The organism is Betaproteobacteria bacterium, assembly GCA_016720065.1.
Lineage (GTDB): Bacteria > Pseudomonadota > Gammaproteobacteria > Burkholderiales > Rhodocyclaceae > SSSZ01.
Window position 1 is genome coordinate 998,033 of sequence record JADJXY010000002.1, and the last position, 18,099, is coordinate 1,016,131.

An 18,099-nucleotide genomic window follows, 5' to 3' on the forward strand; every position below is an offset into this window, starting at 1 on the left:
GTTAAAAAGTGGTTCCCATCTGGAACTGGAATTTCTCGGTCTTGTCGCCGTCTTTCTCGTTCAGGGGACTGGCGATACTGAACTTCAGGGGCCCCAGCGGGGATACCCAGGCCGCCGAGATGCCGGTCGAGGTCCGAAGTTCGCCCATGTCGAATTTCTCCCCTTTGGCGAAGACATTGCCAGCGTCGAAGAATAGCCCAAGGCGCAGGGTCTTTTCCATACCCGGTACACCCCACAGCAGTTCTGCGCCGCCTGTCATCACGCGATTGCCCCCCAGGCGTTCGTTGGTGAATACGCCGTTGACCTTATCGCGCGGCCCCAGGCTGGAGGAGGCGTAACCCCGCACCGACCCGATACCGCCGGCGTAGAAATTCTTGTAGAACGGCACGTTCTGGCCGCCCAGGCCACCGGCGTAGCCGGCCTGCCCGTTGAGCATGAGGACGAAATCCTTGTTCAGGGGGAAGAAGTGCTGCAGGTTGTAGCTGGCGCGGTAGTAGGTCAGATCGCCGCCGGGAACCGCCACTTCAAGCGAAAGTCGCTGGGTCGTCCCCGTGGTGGGGTAGATATGGCTGTCCTTGCCGTCGCTGACCCAGCCGACACTGAGCGGAACGGAGACATTGGTGCCACCGAACTCCGCGACGAAGCGCTTGTAGCGCTCCGGACTATTGCTGAACACGTCGACCGAAGTGGAATCGATCCCCGCACCAAAGGTCAGCGATTCCTTTTCGGCGATCGGGAATCCGAAACGGATACCGCCGCCGAGAGACGAGGTCTTGTAGCGCCCCACGGTCAGGGAGGTGGGATTGACGTTGCGGTGGTAGATGTCCCAGCCCTGGCTGACCCCGTCCACCGTAAAGTACGGGTCGGTGTAGGACAGGGCAATGACCCGGTTGATCTTGCCGGTGTTCATTTGGGCGGTGACGTTCTTGCCACTGCCAAAAATGTTGTTCTGGCTGACGGAGGCGGAGAAAACCAATTTTTCCGTACTGGAAAATCCCGCACCCAGCATGAGGGTTCCGGTCGCCTTTTCCGTCACATTGAGATTGACGTCGAGCTGGTCTGCCGTACCGGGCACGGGCGGCGTCTCCACGGTGACCTCCTGGAAGACGCCCAGCTTGTCGACCCGCTGCTTGGACAGCGTCACCTTGGACGAATCGTACCAGCCGCCTTCCATCTGCCGCATCTCGCGGCGAATGACCTCGTCGCGGGTCTTGGTATTGCCGGTGATATTGATGCGCCGGACATAGACCCGCTTGCCCGGATCGATGAAAATGGTGAAGGCGACCTGATGCTTTTCCTTGTCCAGTTCCGGCGAGGCGTTGACGTTGGAGAAAGCGTAGCCCTCCCGCGCCAGGCGATCGCCGATGGCCTTGGTCGAGTCGTTGAGTTTTTCGCGCGAGAAGACGTCGCCGGGCCGCAGCGTCACCAGGGGCCGCAATTCGGACTCGCCCAGGGAAAAATCCCCTGCCAGCTTGACTGCGGAAACCTGATAGCGGTCCCCTTCCGAAATGTTGATGGTGATGTATACGTCCTGCTTGTCGGGCGAAATGGATACCTGGGTCGATTCGACACTGAATTCGAGATAGCCCCGGTTCATGTAGTAGGACTTGAGCTTTTCCAGGTCAGCCGCGAGTTTCTGGCGGGAGTATTGATCGTTCTTGCTGTACCAGGTCAGCCAGCCCGGCGTCGTCAGCTCAAACAGGCCTACCAGATCCTTCTCCTTGAAATCCTTGTTGCCGACGATGCTGATCTGCTTGATCTTGGCCGCCTGGCCTTCCTCGATATTGAAGTTGATGCCAACCCGGTTGCGCTCCAGCGGCGTGATGGTGGTCGTAATGACCGCCGCATACTTGCCGCGAGCCAGGTACTGGCGCTTGAGTTCCTGCTCGGACTTTTCGAGGAGCGAGCGATCGAAAATGCGCCCTTCCCCGATGCCGGTTTCCTTGAGCGCCTTGAGGATCTGGTCCTTCTCGAATTCCTTCATGCCCACGAAAGCGATCTGGGCGATGGCGGGCCGCTCCTGCAGGACGATGACCATGACGTCCTTTTCGACCTCGACGCGGACATCCTTGAAAAAACCGGTTGCGAAGAGCGCCTTGATGGCCTGGGCAGCCTTGTCGTCGGTCAAGGTATCGCCGACCTTGACCGGGAGATAACTGAAGACCGTCCCCGCTTCCGTACGCTGGATGCCCTCGATGCGAATATCCTTGACGACGAAGGGTTCGAACGCCCACGCAGGCAGAGCGAACAGGCTTGCCGTCAGGGTAGCCAGAAGGGATTTTTTCATCTTCAGCCAGAAAGCAGGCGGTTTATGTCGTTAAAAAAGGCGAAAGCCATCAAGGCCAACAACAGGGAAAGGCCGATCTGCTGGCCGATTTCCATGGCCCTCTCGGACAGGGGGCCGCGCCTGACGACTTCGATCATATGATACATCAAATGCCCCCCGTCCAGCACCGGAATGGGCAGTAGATTGAGGACTCCGAGGCTGATACTGACCAGAGCCATGAATTTGAGGTAATAGTCGAGTCCGAGGCGAGCCGATTGCCCCGCGTAGTCAGCAATCGTGACCGGACCGGAGAGGTTGCGCCAGGAAACTTCGCCGGTCAGCATCTTGCCCAGCATCACCAGACTGAACACCGATTTGTCCCAGGTTTCCTCCACCGCCTTTGCGCCGGCCTCGAGGAAGCCATAGCGGACCCGGGTCCGCAGTTCGCGGCGGGGTTCTCCGTCATCGGCCACCGCGACGCCCATGCGCCCGATGGTACGGCCCCGGTCTTCCACGCTGGCGGGCACGACCGATAGCTCGATTTCCTCGTCGTCCCGCAGTACGCGAAGACGCAAGGTCTTGCCCGCCGATTCACGCACCACGAGCACCACATCGGGCCAGGTGGCGATGGCCTCGCCGTCTATGGCGACGATGCGGTCGCCGACCCTCAATCCCCCCAGGGCGCCGGCGCTTCCCTCCAGCACCTTTCCCACCAGGGGGGGAATGCGCGGACGGTAGAAGCCAAGCCCCAGGCGTTCCACGGCGTCTCCCTGCCAACCCTGTTCCCGGGCTGCAGGCAGGGAAAGGCGTCGCACGCTGATGAAGCCGCCCTCGTCCATCACTTCGATGTCGACGGAATCGTGCTCGACCGCAGTTTGCAGCAGGAGCCAGCGGAAATCGGTCCAGGTGGCGACCGGCTCGCCACCGACCCGCCGAACCTGTTCACCGTTGATGAATCCGGCCATGGCCGCAGGGCTCCCTTTGGCCGGAGGACCAACGATGGGGAGCAGTTCGTTGCTGCCGGAGACGAAAACGACCCAGTACAGGACGATGGCGAGCAGAAAATTGGCCAGGGGTCCGGCAACGACGATGGCGCTGCGCCGGCCGACGCTCTGTCGATTGAAAGCTCTTCCAAGCTCTGCGGGGGCAACCTCGCCCTCCCGCTCATCGAGCATCTTGACGTAACCCCCCAGGGGGAAGGCACCCACGGTCCATTCGGTTGCGTCGGGCCCATAGCGCCGCGACCACAGCGGGCGCCCGAAGCCGACGGCGAAGCGCAGCACCTTGACCCCGCACAAGCGGGCGACCGCATAGTGGCCCAGTTCGTGGACCACGATGAGCACCCCCAGCACCACCACGAAGGCAGCAGCGTAAAACGGAAGCTCGCTCACGGAGCGGCGTGCCCTCGAACCGCCTGCTCGGCGAAGCGACGCGCCTGGGCATCGGCGTCCAGAACGTCGTCCAGACTGCCCTCTTTCCCGGCGGGAACGCCCTCCAGGGTGGCAGCAATGAGCTTGCCGATGCCCAGGAAGGGCAGGCGGCGTTCCAGAAACGCGGCGACCGCGACTTCGTTGGCGGCGTTCAGGATGGCCGGTGCCGTCCCGCCCCGCCGCAGCGCCTCGTAGGCCAGGGCAAGGCAGGGAAAGCGGGCGAAATCGGGGCGCTCGAAATCGAGCCGCGCGATGCGGAACAAATCCAGGGGCTCGACCCCGGAATCGACGCGCTCGGGATAGGCCAGGGCATGGGCGATGGGCGTGCGCATGTCCGGGTTGCCCAACTGGGCCAGGGTCGAACCATCCACGTAATCCACCAGGGAATGGATGACGCTCTGGGGATGGACGACGACCTCGATGCGTTGCGGCTGGCAATCGAAAAGCCAGCGGGCCTCGATGACTTCGAGACCCTTGTTCATCATGGTGGCCGAATCGACCGATATCTTGCGCCCCATGACCCAATTGGGATGGGCACAGGCGGCCTCCGGTGTGACTTCGGCCAGCGCTTCGACGGGGCTGGTACGAAACGGTCCGCCGGAAGCGGTCAAGAGGATGCGGCGCACGCCGCAGGGCGCGAGCCCCCGCGAAAAATCCACCGGCAGAGACTGGAAAATGGCGTTGTGTTCGCTATCGACGGGCAGAAGGACCGCTCCCCCGCGGCGCGCCTCGGCCATGAACAATTCGCCGGCCATGACCAGGGCTTCCTTGTTGGCCAGCAGTATCCTCTTGCCGGCCCGGGCCGCAGCCAGGGTGGGCGTCAGACCAGCCGCGCCGACGATGGCGGCCATGACCGTGGTGACCTCCGCATGGGTCGCCATGGCGACCAGGGCATCGACACCGTGCAGGACCTCGGTCTGCACCTTTGCCCCGGCCAGGCGCTGCTCCAGGTCGGCCGCCAGTGCGGCGTCGCGCAGGACGGCGTAGACAGGGCGAAATTCCAGGCATTGCTCGAAGAGCCGATCGACCTGACTGTGGGCGCAGAGGGCGAAGACCTCGTAGCGCTCGCGGTGCCGCCGCACGACATCGAGGGTGCTGACTCCGATGGACCCGGTGCAGCCCAGGAGGGTCAGCCGCTGCCTGCTCAACCCTTGACTCCGCCGTAAAGGAGCCAGAGACAGGCCACGGTGGGCAGCGTGGAGGTCAGGCTGTCGATGCGGTCCAGTACGCCGCCGTGTCCTGGCAGGATGGCGCTGCTGTCCTTGAGGCCGGCCTGGCGTTTCAAGAGGGATTCGTAGAGATCGCCCAGAATGCTTACTGCAGTGACCAGAAGGAGAACGCCCCCCCAGGCCAGGGGAGATCCCTCGCCGCCGAACAGGCCGTGACGCAAGGAAAAGCCATAAATCAGCACCGCCACCGCCGCGCCATAAGCGCCTTCCCAGGTCTTGCCTGGACTGACGCTCGGCGCGAGTTTGCGGCGCCCCCAGGTGCGACCTGCGAAATAGGCGGCGATATCGGCGATCCAGACCACGGCGAGAATGGCGAGCAAGACCGCTGGACCCAGGATGCGCAATTGAACCAGAGCGAGCCAGGTGGGGAAGATGACCAGAATCCCGACCGGAATGCCCACCCCCCTCCCCGGCCACTTGTAGCGCAGCCAGAGCGGTACGACGACCAGCCAGAACGCCAGCGCAAGCCCGTAGAGGGGCAGCACATCGGCGGTCCGCGTGACCTCGATCCACTCGGGCAATCCCAGGACCACGCCCACGGCCAGCCCGCCCATGGCGAGGCCATAGACGATGCGGCGGGGGCCATTCCAGCCGACGAGTCCGCCCCACTCCCAGGCAGCCACCGCCGCCACCAAGGCCATGAGCAGGGCCCAATGGGTTTGCGAAAGCAGGAAAAGCGCTGGAAGAAGAACGGCCAGGAGCACCAGGGCCGTGACGACGCGGGTCTTAAGCATGGGGTATCGATGGCGTGTCGGACGCAGGTGCGGCCAACTGCTCGCTGGTGCGCCCAAAACGCCGCTCCCGCGCACGGAAGGAAGCGATCGCCGCATCCAGCGCAGCGCCGTCGAACTCCGGCCAGAGCAGGTCGGTGAAATAGAGCTCGCTGTAGGCCAATTGCCAGAGCAGGAAGTTGCTGATTCTCTGCTCGCCGCCGGTGCGGATGAAAAGGTCAGGTTCTGGCGCAAAATTCATGGCCAGGTGGGACTCGAGATCGGCCTCGTTCCACGGCCCGTTTGCGTCCGACGACTGCCGGAGGCGATTGGCGGCCTGGAGGATGTCCCAGCGCCCGCCGTAATTGGCCGCCACGGTGAGCTGGAGGCGTTCATTGCCGGCTGTCCTGGCCTCTGCTTCCCGGATCAGATCCTGCAACCTTCCGTCGAACATGCTGATGTCGCCGATGATGCGCAGCCGGACCCCGTTGCGGTCGAGCTTGACCACTTCCTGCTGCAGGGCCTTGACGAATAATTGCATGAGGAGGCCAACCTCGTCCGGAGGGCGGCGCCAGTTTTCGGAGCTGAAGGCAAAGAGGGTCAGATACTCGACCCCGCGTTCGAGGCAGGCCTTGACCATGTCCCGCACGGTCTCGACGCCCTTCTTGTGGCCGGCAAAACGGGGCAGGAAGCGCTTCTTCGCCCAGCGGCCGTTGCCGTCCATGATGACGGCGATATGCCGAGGCACCGCCGGGGTGGCGGGAACTTCCCGTGTCGAACTGGAAAAGAGGGGCATGGAATGCAGGCCGGGTCAGACCTGCATCAACTCGGCCTCTTTCTGGGCCAGAATCTTGTCCACTTCGGCGACATACCGGTCGGTGAGCTTCTGGATGTCATCCTGGGCGCGACGCTCGTCGTCCTCGGGAATCTCGTGTTTCTTGAGGGCGTCCTTGAGATGGGTATTGGCATCCCGGCGCAGATTGCGAATGGCCACCTTGGCGTTCTCGCCTTCGTGGCGGACCACCTTGGTCAGGTCGCGCCGCCGTTCCTCGGTGAGCGCGGGCATGGGCACGCGGATGATGTCGCCCTGGGCGGCCGGGTTGAGACCGAGATCGCAATCGCGGATGGCCTTCTCGACCTTTTGCACCATGTTCTTTTCCCAGGGCTGCACCCCCAGGGTACGGGCATCGATGAGGGTGATATTGGCCACCTGATTCACGGGCACCGGCGAACCGTAGTAATCCACCTGGACGTGATCCAGGAGGCCAACGTGGGCACGTCCGGTGCGTACCTTGGCAAGGTCGGTCTTGAGGGCCTCCAGGGTACGCTGCATCTTGTGCTCGGCGGTTTTCTTCATTTCGGCAATCATCATGTTCTCCGTCAGCAATAGACCAGGGTGCCTTCGTCTTCGCCGCACACGACACGCTTCAGGGCGCCGGACTTGAAGATGGAAAACACATTGATGGGCAGTTTCTGATCGCGGCACAGGGCAAAGGCCGTGGCGTCCATGACCGCAAGGTTGCGCGAAATCGCTTCGTTGAAGCTGATCCGGTCATAGCGCGTCGCCGAGGCATCCTTCTTGGGGTCGGCGGTATAGATCCCGTCGACCTTGGTCGCCTTCAGAACGATTTCCGCGCCGATTTCCGATCCCCGCAGCGCCGCCGCGGTATCGGTGGTGAAGAAGGGATTGCCGGTACCGGCACCGAAGACGACGATCTTCCCCTCCTCCAGGTAGCGGATGGCCTTGCCGCGGATGTAGGGCTCGACCACCTGCTCGATATTGAGCGCCGACTGGACCCGGGAATTGAGTCCCGCCTGGCGGAAGGCGTCGGACAGCGCCATGGCATTCATCACCGTGGCCAGCATGCCCATATAGTCGGCAGTGGCGCGATCCATCCCGGTGGCCGTGCCGGCCATGCCGCGAAAGATGTTGCCGCCGCCGATGACGACGCCGATTTCGACCCCCAGGTCGGCCACTGCCTTGATCTCGCCGACAATGGCCGCGATGGTCTGCGGATTGATGCCATAGGCGTCGTCACCCATCAGGGCTTCGCCGGAGAGCTTCAGGAGAATGCGCTTGTAGCGGGGGCTTGTCATCGGCGTCGACCTCCGGATATCACTTCTGGGCAGCGGCGGCCTGGGCGGCCACTTCGGCGGCAAAGTCGGACACCTTCTTCTCGATGCCCTCGCCCACCACATAAAGGGTGAAACCGGCCACGGAAGCGCCCTTCTGCTTCAGCAGTTGTTCGATGGTCTGCTTGCCGTCCTCGGCCTTGACGAAGACCTGGGCCAGCAGCGTGACTTCCTTGAGGAATTTCTGCACCGTGCCCTCGGCGATCTTTTCCAGCATGGCTTCCGGCTTGTTGTCGGCACGGGCCTTCTCGATGGCGATACGGCGCTCGGTGTCCAGCAGTTCGGCAGAAACGCCCGAGGCGTCGAGGGCCCTGGGCTTGGCCGCGGCGATGTGCATGGCCAGATCCTTGGCCAGTTGATCGTCACCGCCGACCACATCGATCAGGACGCCGATCTTGGAGCCGCCATGGACGTAGGAGCTCAGCTTGCCCTTGGCTTCGTAGCGGACAAAGCGGCGAATGGACATGTTTTCGCCAATCTTGCCCACCAGCGCGGAGCGGGTCGACTCGACCGTGCCCTCGCCCATGGGCAGCGCGGAAAGCGCAGCGACATCGGCCGGGGCCCGGTTCGCCACCAGATCAGCGCAACCCTTGGAAAGGGCGATGAATTCGTCGTTCTTGGCCACGAAGTCGGTCTCGCTATTGACTTCGACCAGAGCGCCCAGCTTGCTGTCCCCGGACAGATAGATTCCGACCACGCCTTCTGCGGCGATGCGGGCGGCGGCCTTGGTCGCCTTGTTGCCGAGCTTGACGCGAAGGATTTCCTCCGCCTTGCCCATATCCCCGTCGGCTTCGGTGAGGGCCTTCTTGCATTCCATCATGGGTGCGTCGGTCTTGCCGCGCAGTTCAGCCACCATGCTTGCGGTAATTGCCGCCATTCGATTCTCCTAGATGCGTGAGGAGCAAGGTGGGAGGAGCAAGGCGTGAAGGACACCCCTCACCCCTCGCCCCTCACCCCTCACCGTATTACTGTGCCGACTCTTCCTCGACTTCGACGAACTCATCGTCGCCGCCGGCGGCAACGATTTCCTGGACCACCTGGCTGCGGCCTTCGAGGATGGCGTCGGCGACGCCGCGGGCGTAGAGGCGGATGGCGCGGGAAGAATCGTCGTTACCCGGGATGACGTAATGGACGCCTTCCGGGGAGTGATTGGTATCGACCACGCCGATGACCGGGATACCCAGCTTGCTGGCTTCGGTAACGGCGATCTTGTGGTAGCCGACGTCGACGATGAAGATGGCGTCGGGCAGGCCATTCATGTCCTTGATGCCACCGATGGACTTCTGCAGTTTTTCCAGTTCGCGGCGGAAGGTCAGGGCTTCCTTCTTGGGCATCTTTTCCAGATCGCCGGCCTCGACGGCCAGTTCCATGTCGCGCAGGCGCTTGATGGACGTCTTGACGGTCTTGAAATTGGTCAGCATGCCGCCCAGCCAGCGCTGGTCGACGTAGGGTGCCGCGGCACGCTGGGCTTCCTCGGCCATGATTTCGCGGGCCTGACGCTTGGTGCCGACGAAGAGGATGTTGCCCCGCTTGCCAGCCAGCTTCTTCACGAAAGCCATGGCTTCGTTGTACTTGCCCAGGGTCTGTTCCAGGTTGACGATGTGGATCTTGTTGCGGGCACCGAAGATGTAGGGCGCCATCTTGGGGCACCAGAAACGGGTCTGGTGGCCGAAGTGTACGCCGGCCTCCAGCATTTGACGCATGGTCACGGACATTTGTAACTCCTTTAAGGGTTGGACCGCCACCCGCCGCCAACGCCCGCCAGGCTTGACTCTCTGGCAGGCACCCTTAACCGGCGGGTGTGAGGGATGACGCCGGGCACCGCGCCCGTCGCCGTTTGATCGGACTTGCGCCCGAAAAAACTTTTGGATTGTACTACGGGGCCGCCCGGGAAAGAAGTCCCCAGGCGGATTCCGCCTGGAATCAGTAGCCGTTTTGCTTCAACGCCAGGAGCTGCAAGACCCTTTCCAGATAGGGCTGCCAGGAGGGCATGAGCAGGCCGAAATCTGCTTCGAGGCGCCCGCAATCGAGGCGCGAGTTGCGGGGGCGCCGGGCCGGCGTTGGATATTCGGCCGTGGTGATGGCGCGGATCGCCTCGGGTGCCAGCTTCAAGGCGAAGCCCTGGGCAGTGGCCAGGGTCACGATGCGCTGGGCGAAGGCGTGCCAGCTCACCGGGTCCGCCGCCGCCAGGTGGTAGAGGCGCGCTTCGCCGGGGGGCAGCAGATTTCCTCGCCTTACCGCAGCGACGGCCAGACCGCTCACCGTCGCAATGAGCGCCGCCGGCGTGGGGCTGCCGGTCTGGTCGGCGACCACGTTGAGCGCATCCCGCTCCCGCGCCAGACGCAGGATGGTCTTGACGAAATTCCCGCCCCGGGCGCCGAAGACCCAACTGGTTCGGAAAATGAGCGCCCGAGCGCCCGCCGCGGCGATGGCCTCCTCCCCCTCCCGCTTGGTCCGGCCGTAGACGCTGGCCGGGGCGGTGGGATCGTCCTCCCGGTAGGGGCCCTCCTTTTCCCCGTCGAACACGTAATCCGTCGAGTAATGCATCAGCAGCGCACCGCTGCGGGCGGCCTCGGCGGCCAGGAGGCCGGGCACCTCGGCATTGATGCGCCGGGCAAGATCGGGTTCGCTTTCCGCCTTATCCACCGCCGTATAGGCGGCGGCGTTGACGATGATCTGGGGCGCCACCCGGCGCACGGCGGCCCGCAGGGCATCGAGGTCGGTCAGGTCGCAATCGTCGCGGGCCAGGGCGGTCAGGGGGCCGTGGGGCGCCAGGGAGCGCTGCAACTGCCAGCCGACCTGGCCGTCGCGCCCGAAGAGAAGAATGGACATGGGACTATTCCGTAGCACAGAAGTGAGAGGCGGGAAGTATGCCGCCGCCGGCCGGCTTTGAGAAATGGGACGCATAATCTATCCTTCGCCCCTTCCCCAACGCCCCCCGCAGAGCCAATTACATGGGCATTCAGATCAAGACGCCGGAAGCCATCGAGAAAATGCGCGTCGCCGGGCGCCTGGCCGCCGAGGTGCTCGATTACATCGAACCCTTCGTCAAGGCCGGCATCACCACCGACGAACTCGACCGTCTGTGCCACAACTACATGGTGGACGTGCAGGGCTGCGTTCCGGCGCCCCTCAATTACGCCCCCGCCGGCTACAAGCCCTACCCCAAGTCCATCTGCACCTCGGTCAATCACCAGGTCTGCCACGGCGTCCCGGGGGACAAGGCCCTCAAGAACGGCGACATCGTCAATCTCGACATCACCACCATCAAGGACGGCTATCACGGCGATACCAGCCGCATGTTCGTGGTGGGCGAGGGGTCCATCCAGGCCCGCCGCCTGTGCGACATCACCTTCGAATGCCTCTGGCTGGGCATTGCCGCCGTGCGCCCCGGGGCCTTTCTGGGCGACATCGGCGCCGCCATCCAGAAGCATGCCGAGAAGAACGGCTACTCGGTGGTGCGGGAATTCTGCGGCCACGGCATAGGCGAACGCTTTCACGAGGAACCCCAGGTCCTGCACTACGGCAAGGCGGGAAGCGGCGTCCCGTTGAAGACCGGCATGATTTTCACCATCGAACCCATGATCAACGCCGGCAAGGCGGCGATCCGGGAACTGGCCGACGGCTGGACCATCGTCACCAAGGACCACAGCCTGTCGGCCCAATGGGAACACACCCTGGTGGTTACCGAAACGGGCTACGAAGTCCTGACGGTCTCCGCCGGAACCCGGCCCAAGCCAGACTGGATCAAATGAAGCTGCCCGATGTGGCCGCCCTGCGCGCCCAGGTCAAGGCGGATCAGGAAGCCCTGCGGGGCGAATACGCCGACCACGGCGATGCGCGGCGCCTGCTGGTTTCCCGCTGCGCCCGGGTGGACGACGTGCTCACCCGCCTGTGGAAGGAACTGCGCTTCCCGGCCAGCCTTTCCCTCGCTGCCGTTGGAGGTTACGGACGGGGAGAACTGTACCCCTCCTCCGACGTCGATCTGCTCATCCTCCTGCCCGCCGAACCGGATGCCGCCCTGCAGGCCCGGCTGGAAGCCCTGGTCGGCTGCTTCTGGGACATCGGGCTGGAAATCGGCCACAGCGTCCGCACCATCGAAGACTGCCTGTCCGAGGCGCAAAAGGAGATCACGGTCCAGACCGCCCTCCTCGAAGCCCGGCTCCTGGCCGGCAATACCCGCCTGTTCACACGTTTCGAGCGTGCCCTGCGCGAAGACCTCGATCCGCTGCACTTCTTCCAGGCCAAACGCCTGGAGCAGCAGGAACGCTACCTGCGCTTCGCCGAGACCCCCTACAGCCTGGAACCCAATTGCAAGGAATCTCCCGGCGGGCTGCGGGACCTCCAGGTGATTTTCTGGATTTCCCAGGCCAGCGGCTATGGCGCTGCCTGGTCGGACCTGGAACGCTGTGGCTTCCTGACCCGGGAAGAAATGCAGCACGCCGAACGCTGCGAGGACTACCTGCGCCATCTGCGCATCCGTCTCCACCTGCACCTGGGGCGGCGGGAGGACCGGCTGCTCTTCGACTACCAGAACGCCCTGGCGGCCCAGTTCGGCTTCGAGGCCACCGAAGCCCGGCGTGCCTCCGAACAGCTCATGCAGGAGTATTACCGCAACGCCAAGGCCATCACCGGCCTCAATACCATCCTGCTGCAGAACATCGGCGCCGCCCTCTATCCCCATCGCGACATGCCGCCGGAGATCCTGGACGACCACTTCCAGGCCGTGGGCGATCTCCTGGACGTACGCAGCGAATCGCTTTTCGAGCAAAAGCCCTCCGCCATCTTCGACGCCTTCCTGCTCATGCAGGAATTCTCCGACCTCAAGGGCATGACGGCCCGCACCCTGCGCGCCCTGTGGCGAGCCCGGGAACGCATCACGCCGGAATTCCGCGCCGATCCGGCCAACCGCGCCCTCTTCCTGCGCCTCTTCCAGAGCCCGCGGGGCCTGGTGCATGAATTCCGTCGCCTCAACCAGTTGGACATCCTGGGCGCCTACCTCCCGGCCTGGGGCCGCATCGTGGGCCAGATGCAGCACGACCTTTTCCACGTCTATACCGTGGACCAGCACATCCTCCAGGTCATGCGCAACCTGCGCCGCTTCACCATGGCGGAATTCGCCCACGAATATCCGCTCTGCTCGCGGGTCATCAGCGACTTCGACCGCCACTGGCTGCTCTACGTCGCCGCCATCTTCCACGACATCGCCAAGGGCCGCGGCGGCGACCATTCCGAACTGGGCATGGCGGACGCCCGGGAATTCTGCGCAGCCCACGCCCTGGACCCGGACGACAGCGAACTGGTCGTCTGGCTGGTAAAAAACCATCTCGTCATGTCCCAGGTGGCCCAAAAGGAAGACCTCACCGACCCGGACGTGATCTCCGCCTTCGCCGCCCGGGTCGGCGACTCCCGCCATCTGGCCGCCCTCTATCTCCTCACCCACGCCGACATCCGGGGCACCAGCCCCAAGGTCTGGAACAACTGGAAGGGCAAGTTGCTCGCCGACCTCTACTACCAGACCCTGCACCGCCTGGATCAGGACCACGCCCCGGCCCCCCACGGCATCATCGCCGACCGCCAGGCCGAGGCCATGCGCCTCTTGCGCTACTTTGCCCTGTCAGGAACGGTCCACGAGCGCCTGTGGAGCCAGCTCGACACCGTCTATTTTCTGCGTCACTCGGCGGAGGAAATCGCCTGGCACACCCGTTCGCTGCATTACCGCATCCACAACGACCAGCCGGTGGTGCGCGCCAAACCCAATTCGGAAGGCGACGGCCTGCAAGTCATGGTCTACACCCGCGACCAGCCTGACCTCTTCGTCCGCCTGGTCGGCTTCTTCGCCCGCAACGCCTACAACATCGTCGACGCCAAGGTGCACACCACCCGCCACGGCTACGCCCTGGACAGTTTCGTGGTCCTCGACGTGGCCGAGCGGGACAACGACCGCGAAATGGTCGCCTTCATCGAACACGAACTTGCCGAGCGCCTCATCCACCAGCCCCCCCCCGACACGCCCACCAGCGGGCGCCTGTCACGCCAGGTGAAACATTTCCCCATCGAACCGGAAGTCTCGATCCGCTCCGATGAAAAAGGCGCCTATTACGTCCTCAACCTGGTGGCGGCCGACCGCCCCGGCCTGCTCTACACCGTGGCGACCACCCTGGCCGAATTCGGCGCCAACCTGCACACCGCCAAGATCGCCACCCTGGGGGAGCGGGTCGAGGACGTCTTCCTGCTCAGCGGCGGCGATCTGGTGAGCAGCGGCAGCCGCATCCAGCTGGAAACCGAACTCATGGAACGCCTCAAAGTCTGACCGGCAAGCCTGCCGTCGTCAGCCGGCGACCGGGTTCGCTCGTTGAACCGGAAATGACTGGCGCGTGTTCCCTGCGCCCCCCCTGCCCCGGGAGTCCCCATGACCCGCTTCCGTTTCGTCTGCCTCGCCGCCGCCGCGCTGCTCCTCGCTCCCGCCGCCGGCGCCGACGCCTTCAAATGCCGCAGCCCGGACGGCCGCGTGGTGATCTCCAGCGAACCCTGCACCGCCGGCAGCCGCACCGAGACCGTCACCCCGGCGGAAAAAATCAGCCCCGAACAAAAGGCCGAAGCGGAAAAGCAATTGGCCCGGGAGCGCGAAGCCCTGGCAGAACGGGAACGCCTGCGGGACGACGACGCCCGGCGGGATCAGGACAGCCAGCGCCGCCTGGCCGAGGAAGAATCCGCCCGCCGCAGCCGCTGCCTGGAAAGCGCCCAGCGGGAACCCGACGCCACGCAACGTGCCAACCTCATCGCCGCCTGCCAGGGCACCGCCCCCGCGTCACCGGCGGTGGCCCCGCAACCCGTCTATGTGCCCGTAGTGCCGGTCCGGCCCCACAATCCCCGTGACGCCTGCCCGGGCGGGCGCTGCCCTCCTCCATCGCCGCCGCCCCCGGCCACACCGCCTCCCTCCCCCTCCGGTGGCCGCTACGCCCCCTCGGCCGACCCACCGCGCAAGAATTGCCAGCCGGTGGGCGGGACCATCCGCTGCGATTGAAGACGCTCTGTGGGGCCGGGGTGGCGGCCGCTCAGCACCCCGCGCTCAGCCCCCTCTCGCCCGCGCCTGCCGGGCCGCCGCCAGAAAGTCCAGCATGATGGGGCCGCTGTCGAGGAGATCCGGGCTGTCCCGGTGGAATTCCGGGTGCCATTGGAAACCCGCCACGTAGCCGGCCCCCTTCCAGCGGATGGCCTCGATGATGCCGTCGCCGGACTGCGCTTCCACCAGCAGATCGTTGCCCAGGCGGTCGATGGCCTGGTGGTGGATGCTGATGACCCGGCCGTGGAAGCGTCCGGGGTAGATTTCGGCCAGTCGCGTGTCGGGGATGAGGACGACCTCGTGCTGGTGGGCGTCGTAGAGCACCGGCTCCACATGGCGGGCGGCCTGCGGGCGCTGGGTGGCGATGTCCTGCACCAGGGTGCCGCCCAGGGCAACGTTGATGAGCTGATGGCCGCGGCAGATACCCAGCACCGGCTTGCCCTGGATGACGAATTCCCAGAACAGCTCGATCTCGTAGCGGTCGCGGACGCGGTCGCCGTGCCAATCGGCCCGTAGCGGCGCCATGCCGTAGCTCTCCGGCGCCATGTCGGCGCCGCCCTGGAGGATGAGGGCGTCCAGTTCCTGCACGTAGCTGCTGACCGAAATCGAGCGCCGCTGCACCCCGCCGCCGGCCTCGATGGTGGGCACCATAAAGGCCAGCGCCCCGTGGGCCATCACCCAATGGGCGATGGACTGCTCCAGGTATTGCAGGGTCTTGCCCGGGAAATTCAGCTCCCGCGGCGGTTCGTGCATGAGGCGGGCGGAAAGCCCGATGCGCAGGGGGCGGCCGTCGCCGGGTGTCATGTTCAGCGCCTGTAACGTGTCGGGGCGAACAGGGTGTTCACAGGCTCCCGGCCCAGCGCAGGCACTGCTGGCGCACCAGTTCCGGCAACAAGGGATCGGCGGCGTGGCGCTCCCGCAGCCAGCGGGCGTCGTTGCGCCGGGCCCGGGCGTCCGATGCCAGTTCGGCGATGGCGGCGTCGCAACCCAGTTCCACGGCATGGTGGCCGATACGGGCGATGAGCCGCGCCGCCTCGTCCCCCAGGGAAAGCTGCTCGCCGCTGGCCGGGTCCACCCAGACACCGTCCAGCCCGAAGCGGCAGGCCTGGAAGCGGTTGAAGGTATAGACCAGATAGTCGTCTTCCACCGGGCGGAAGGGCTTTTCGATCATCAGCCAGCGGGCCAGGGTCTGGATCAGCGCTGCCAACTGGGCGGCGCGGGTGATGCTGAGGGGCGTATCCATGACGCGGACCTCGATGGTGCCGAATTCCGGCTTGGGACGGATATCCCAGTAGAAATCCTTCATGCTCTCGACGACGCCGGTCCTGGCCATCTTGCCGAAGTATTCCTGGAACTCCGCCCAGGTCAGGGTGAAGGGCGCCCGGCCGGCCAGGGGAAAGGCGAAGATGGAATTGAGCCGCGCCGAATCGAAACCCGTGTCGGCATCCTGCACGTAGGGCGAGGAAGCCGACAAAGCGATCAGATGCGGCATGAAGCGCGACAGGCCGTGCAAAAGGAGCAACGCCTCGTCCGGCCCCGGACAGCCGATATGCACGTGCTGGCCGAAGACGGTGAATTGCTTGGCCAGGTAGCCATAGAGGTCGTTCAAGTGCTTGTAGCGGGCGCCTTCCGAAATGCGCCGCTCGCTCCAGTGCTGGAAGGGATGGGCACCGCCGCCGCAGAGGCCGATGTCGAGCTGCCGCGCCCCCCGCAGCAGGCCGTCGCGCAGGCCCGTCAGTTGCTCCAGGGCCTCGGCGTGATTGCGGCAGATGCCGGTGGCCACCTCGATCATGCTGTCGGTGATTTCCAGCTTCACGTCGCCGGCGAACTTCTGCTGTTCCAGCACCCGCAACAGGTCGTGGGCGGCGGGTACCAGGTCGTAGTCGTAGGTGCTGACGAGCTGGAGTTCCAGCTCGACCCCCAGGGTCAGGCAGCGGGAAGGGGCGAAGGGCTCAAGCATGCTGGCCTCCCGTTCCGTTGAATGTGGCTTCGCGGCAGGCCTTCAGCGCCCATTGCGTCAGCAGGGGGCCGACGATCTCCATCACCGTGATGGCGCCGGCCAGGGCCGAGGCCACCCGCGTGCCGAACTCCGGAAATGCCGCGTGCAGGCTGGCGGTGAGGAGAAAGGCGACTCCGGACATGGGCAGCAGCGCCACTCCCAGGGCGGCCGATTGGCGCAGGGATAGGCCGGAACGCCGCCCCAGCAGCACGGCGGCGCCAATCTTGGCCCCCGCCCGCAGTACCAGCAGCACCAAGGCGGCGACGCCCCCGGCTGCGATCAGGCGCCAGTCCACAGCCATGCCGTTCACCACGAAGAGCAGCACCACCAGCGCGCCACCGGCGGTGCCAAAATGGCGCGGCCACAGGCGCGGCCGGGCATCCCGGGTACGCAGGACGATCCCGGCCAAGAGGGGCACCAGCAGCGGCGAGGCGCCCAGCAAGTGGACCAGGGCCAAAGTGAGAAAGAGCAGCCCCAGCAGCAGCAGGGCACCGTTCTCGTCGCGCAGATCCAGCTTGCGCTGGGCGAGGCCGACGGCAAACGCCAGCACCAGGGCGAGAACGAAGGAGGTGGCGAAGGTGGCCAGGGGAAGCTGGGCGGCGTCCCATGGGTCACCCGTCTTCATGCCTTGCAGGACGCCCAGCAGGATATGGATCGTCACCACCGCATAGACCGTGCTCAGTGCCGAAAGCAGCAGCAGGCGCTCCGTAACCTGGCCCCGGGCGTTGAGTTCGGCGGTGACACGCATGATCACGGCAGGGGAGCTCACCATGCACACCGTCGCCACCGCCACGGAACTGCCCACACCGAGGCCGAGGGAGGCGCCTACGGCATAAACGGCGACGAAGGTGAGCCCAGCCTCGGCCAGGCTGGTCGCCACCAGCCAGGGATTGGCCAGGAGCCAGCGGGGGTTGATGCGGCTGCCCAGTTCGAAAAGCAGCACCGCCAGGGCGACTTCCATGGCCCGGTGAAAGACGCCCGACAGGCGCAGGCCGCTGGTATCGAAGCTGGCCGCGGAGGCAAAGAGCCCCACCAGGGTATAACCGACGATGCGCGGCCAGCGCAGATAACGGAAGACCGCCTCGCCCGCCAGGGGCGCCACCACCAGCAACAAGGCCACCCAGAAACTGTTGTCCAGGCGAAAGGGCCAGCCCGGAAGCAGCGAAAGAAGCGTCGCGAGATCGAAACTCATTCTGTCTCCTGAAAAAGACCACAGGCCGCGGGTGCGGCGGCGAGGAAAGGCAGAAAGACCGGCTCATGGGATCG

The 18,099-nt window shown here is 64.9% G+C and carries 16 protein-coding genes; 3 read left to right on the plus strand and 13 right to left on the minus strand.

What is annotated here, in order from left to right:
* Position 1: 1 nt before the first annotated feature.
* The 10 genes from bamA to rfbD all read right to left on the minus strand — a co-directional run bounded on the left by bamA (position 2) and on the right by rfbD (position 10,675).
* Positions 2 to 2,287, minus strand: a complete 2,286-nt coding sequence (gene bamA, locus IPM73_07910) for an outer membrane protein assembly factor BamA (GenBank protein MBK8917955.1) — start codon at positions 2,285 to 2,287, stop codon at positions 2 to 4.
* A 2-nt stretch (positions 2,288 to 2,289) separates the two neighbouring features.
* Positions 2,290 to 3,657, minus strand: coding sequence for an RIP metalloprotease RseP (gene rseP / locus IPM73_07915; GenBank protein ID MBK8917956.1), 1,368 nt, complete (start codon positions 3,655 to 3,657; stop codon positions 2,290 to 2,292).
* Positions 3,654 to 4,844, minus strand: coding sequence for a 1-deoxy-D-xylulose-5-phosphate reductoisomerase (locus IPM73_07920; protein MBK8917957.1), 1,191 nt, complete (start codon positions 4,842 to 4,844; stop codon positions 3,654 to 3,656). Before IPM73_07920 ends, rseP begins: the two co-directional genes overlap by 4 nt.
* Entirely contained in the window at positions 4,841 to 5,659 is an 819-nt protein-coding gene (locus IPM73_07925; protein ID MBK8917958.1) for a phosphatidate cytidylyltransferase, read from the minus strand. The genes IPM73_07920 and IPM73_07925 overlap by 4 nt, the downstream gene beginning before the upstream one ends.
* Positions 5,652 to 6,431 (minus strand): di-trans,poly-cis-decaprenylcistransferase, encoded by a 780-nt coding sequence (uppS, locus tag IPM73_07930; GenBank protein ID MBK8917959.1) that lies wholly within the window; start codon positions 6,429 to 6,431, stop codon positions 5,652 to 5,654. Before uppS ends, IPM73_07925 begins: the two co-directional genes overlap by 8 nt.
* Before the next feature lie 15 nt (positions 6,432 to 6,446).
* Positions 6,447 to 7,004, minus strand: coding sequence for a ribosome recycling factor (frr, locus tag IPM73_07935; protein ID MBK8917960.1), 558 nt, complete (start codon positions 7,002 to 7,004; stop codon positions 6,447 to 6,449).
* A gap of 11 nt (positions 7,005 to 7,015) precedes the next feature.
* Positions 7,016 to 7,732 (minus strand): UMP kinase, encoded by a 717-nt coding sequence (locus tag IPM73_07940; protein ID MBK8917961.1) that lies wholly within the window; start codon positions 7,730 to 7,732, stop codon positions 7,016 to 7,018.
* 19 nt (positions 7,733 to 7,751) lie between these two features.
* Complete coding sequence (locus tag IPM73_07945; GenBank protein MBK8917962.1) at positions 7,752 to 8,645, minus strand: elongation factor Ts; 894 nt, start codon at positions 8,643 to 8,645, stop codon at positions 7,752 to 7,754.
* 88 nt (positions 8,646 to 8,733) lie between these two features.
* The gene (gene rpsB / locus IPM73_07950) at positions 8,734 to 9,483 is read right to left on the minus strand and encodes a 30S ribosomal protein S2 (GenBank protein MBK8917963.1); all 750 of its coding nucleotides are present in this window, start codon (positions 9,481 to 9,483) and stop codon (positions 8,734 to 8,736) included.
* A gap of 208 nt (positions 9,484 to 9,691) precedes the next feature.
* Complete coding sequence (gene rfbD / locus IPM73_07955) at positions 9,692 to 10,675, minus strand: dTDP-4-dehydrorhamnose reductase (GenBank protein ID MBK8917964.1); 984 nt, start codon at positions 10,673 to 10,675, stop codon at positions 9,692 to 9,694.
* A gap of 47 nt (positions 10,676 to 10,722) precedes the next feature.
* Here rfbD and map point away from each other — a divergent pair, with 47 nt between their 5' ends.
* The 3 genes from map to IPM73_07970 all read left to right on the plus strand — a co-directional run bounded on the left by map (position 10,723) and on the right by IPM73_07970 (position 14,795).
* Positions 10,723 to 11,523 (plus strand): type I methionyl aminopeptidase, encoded by an 801-nt coding sequence (map, locus tag IPM73_07960; GenBank protein MBK8917965.1) that lies wholly within the window; start codon positions 10,723 to 10,725, stop codon positions 11,521 to 11,523.
* The gene (locus IPM73_07965) at positions 11,520 to 14,081 is read left to right on the plus strand and encodes a [protein-PII] uridylyltransferase (protein ID MBK8917966.1); all 2,562 of its coding nucleotides are present in this window, start codon (positions 11,520 to 11,522) and stop codon (positions 14,079 to 14,081) included. The genes map and IPM73_07965 overlap by 4 nt, the downstream gene beginning before the upstream one ends.
* Positions 14,082 to 14,180: 99 nt before the next feature.
* Positions 14,181 to 14,795 carry a DUF4124 domain-containing protein gene (locus IPM73_07970; GenBank protein MBK8917967.1) on the plus strand — a complete coding sequence of 205 codons (615 nt, stop codon included), beginning with the start codon at positions 14,181 to 14,183 and terminating at the stop codon, positions 14,793 to 14,795.
* Positions 14,796 to 14,840: 45 nt separating this feature from the next.
* Here the strand turns inward: IPM73_07970 and IPM73_07975 are convergent, their stop codons facing one another.
* Genes IPM73_07975 through IPM73_07985 form a run of 3 tightly spaced genes read right to left on the minus strand, consistent with a single transcriptional unit; the run spans position 14,841 to position 18,025 of the window.
* Positions 14,841 to 15,638 (minus strand): type 1 glutamine amidotransferase, encoded by a 798-nt coding sequence (locus IPM73_07975; protein MBK8917968.1) that lies wholly within the window; start codon positions 15,636 to 15,638, stop codon positions 14,841 to 14,843.
* 37 nt (positions 15,639 to 15,675) lie between these two features.
* A complete protein-coding gene (locus tag IPM73_07980; GenBank protein ID MBK8917969.1) occupies positions 15,676 to 16,794 on the minus strand; it encodes a glutamate--cysteine ligase in 1,119 nt (372 codons plus the stop codon).
* Entirely contained in the window at positions 16,787 to 18,025 is a 1,239-nt protein-coding gene (locus IPM73_07985; protein ID MBK8917970.1) for a cation:proton antiporter, read from the minus strand. Before IPM73_07985 ends, IPM73_07980 begins: the two co-directional genes overlap by 8 nt.
* Positions 18,026 to 18,099 lie beyond the last annotated feature (74 nt).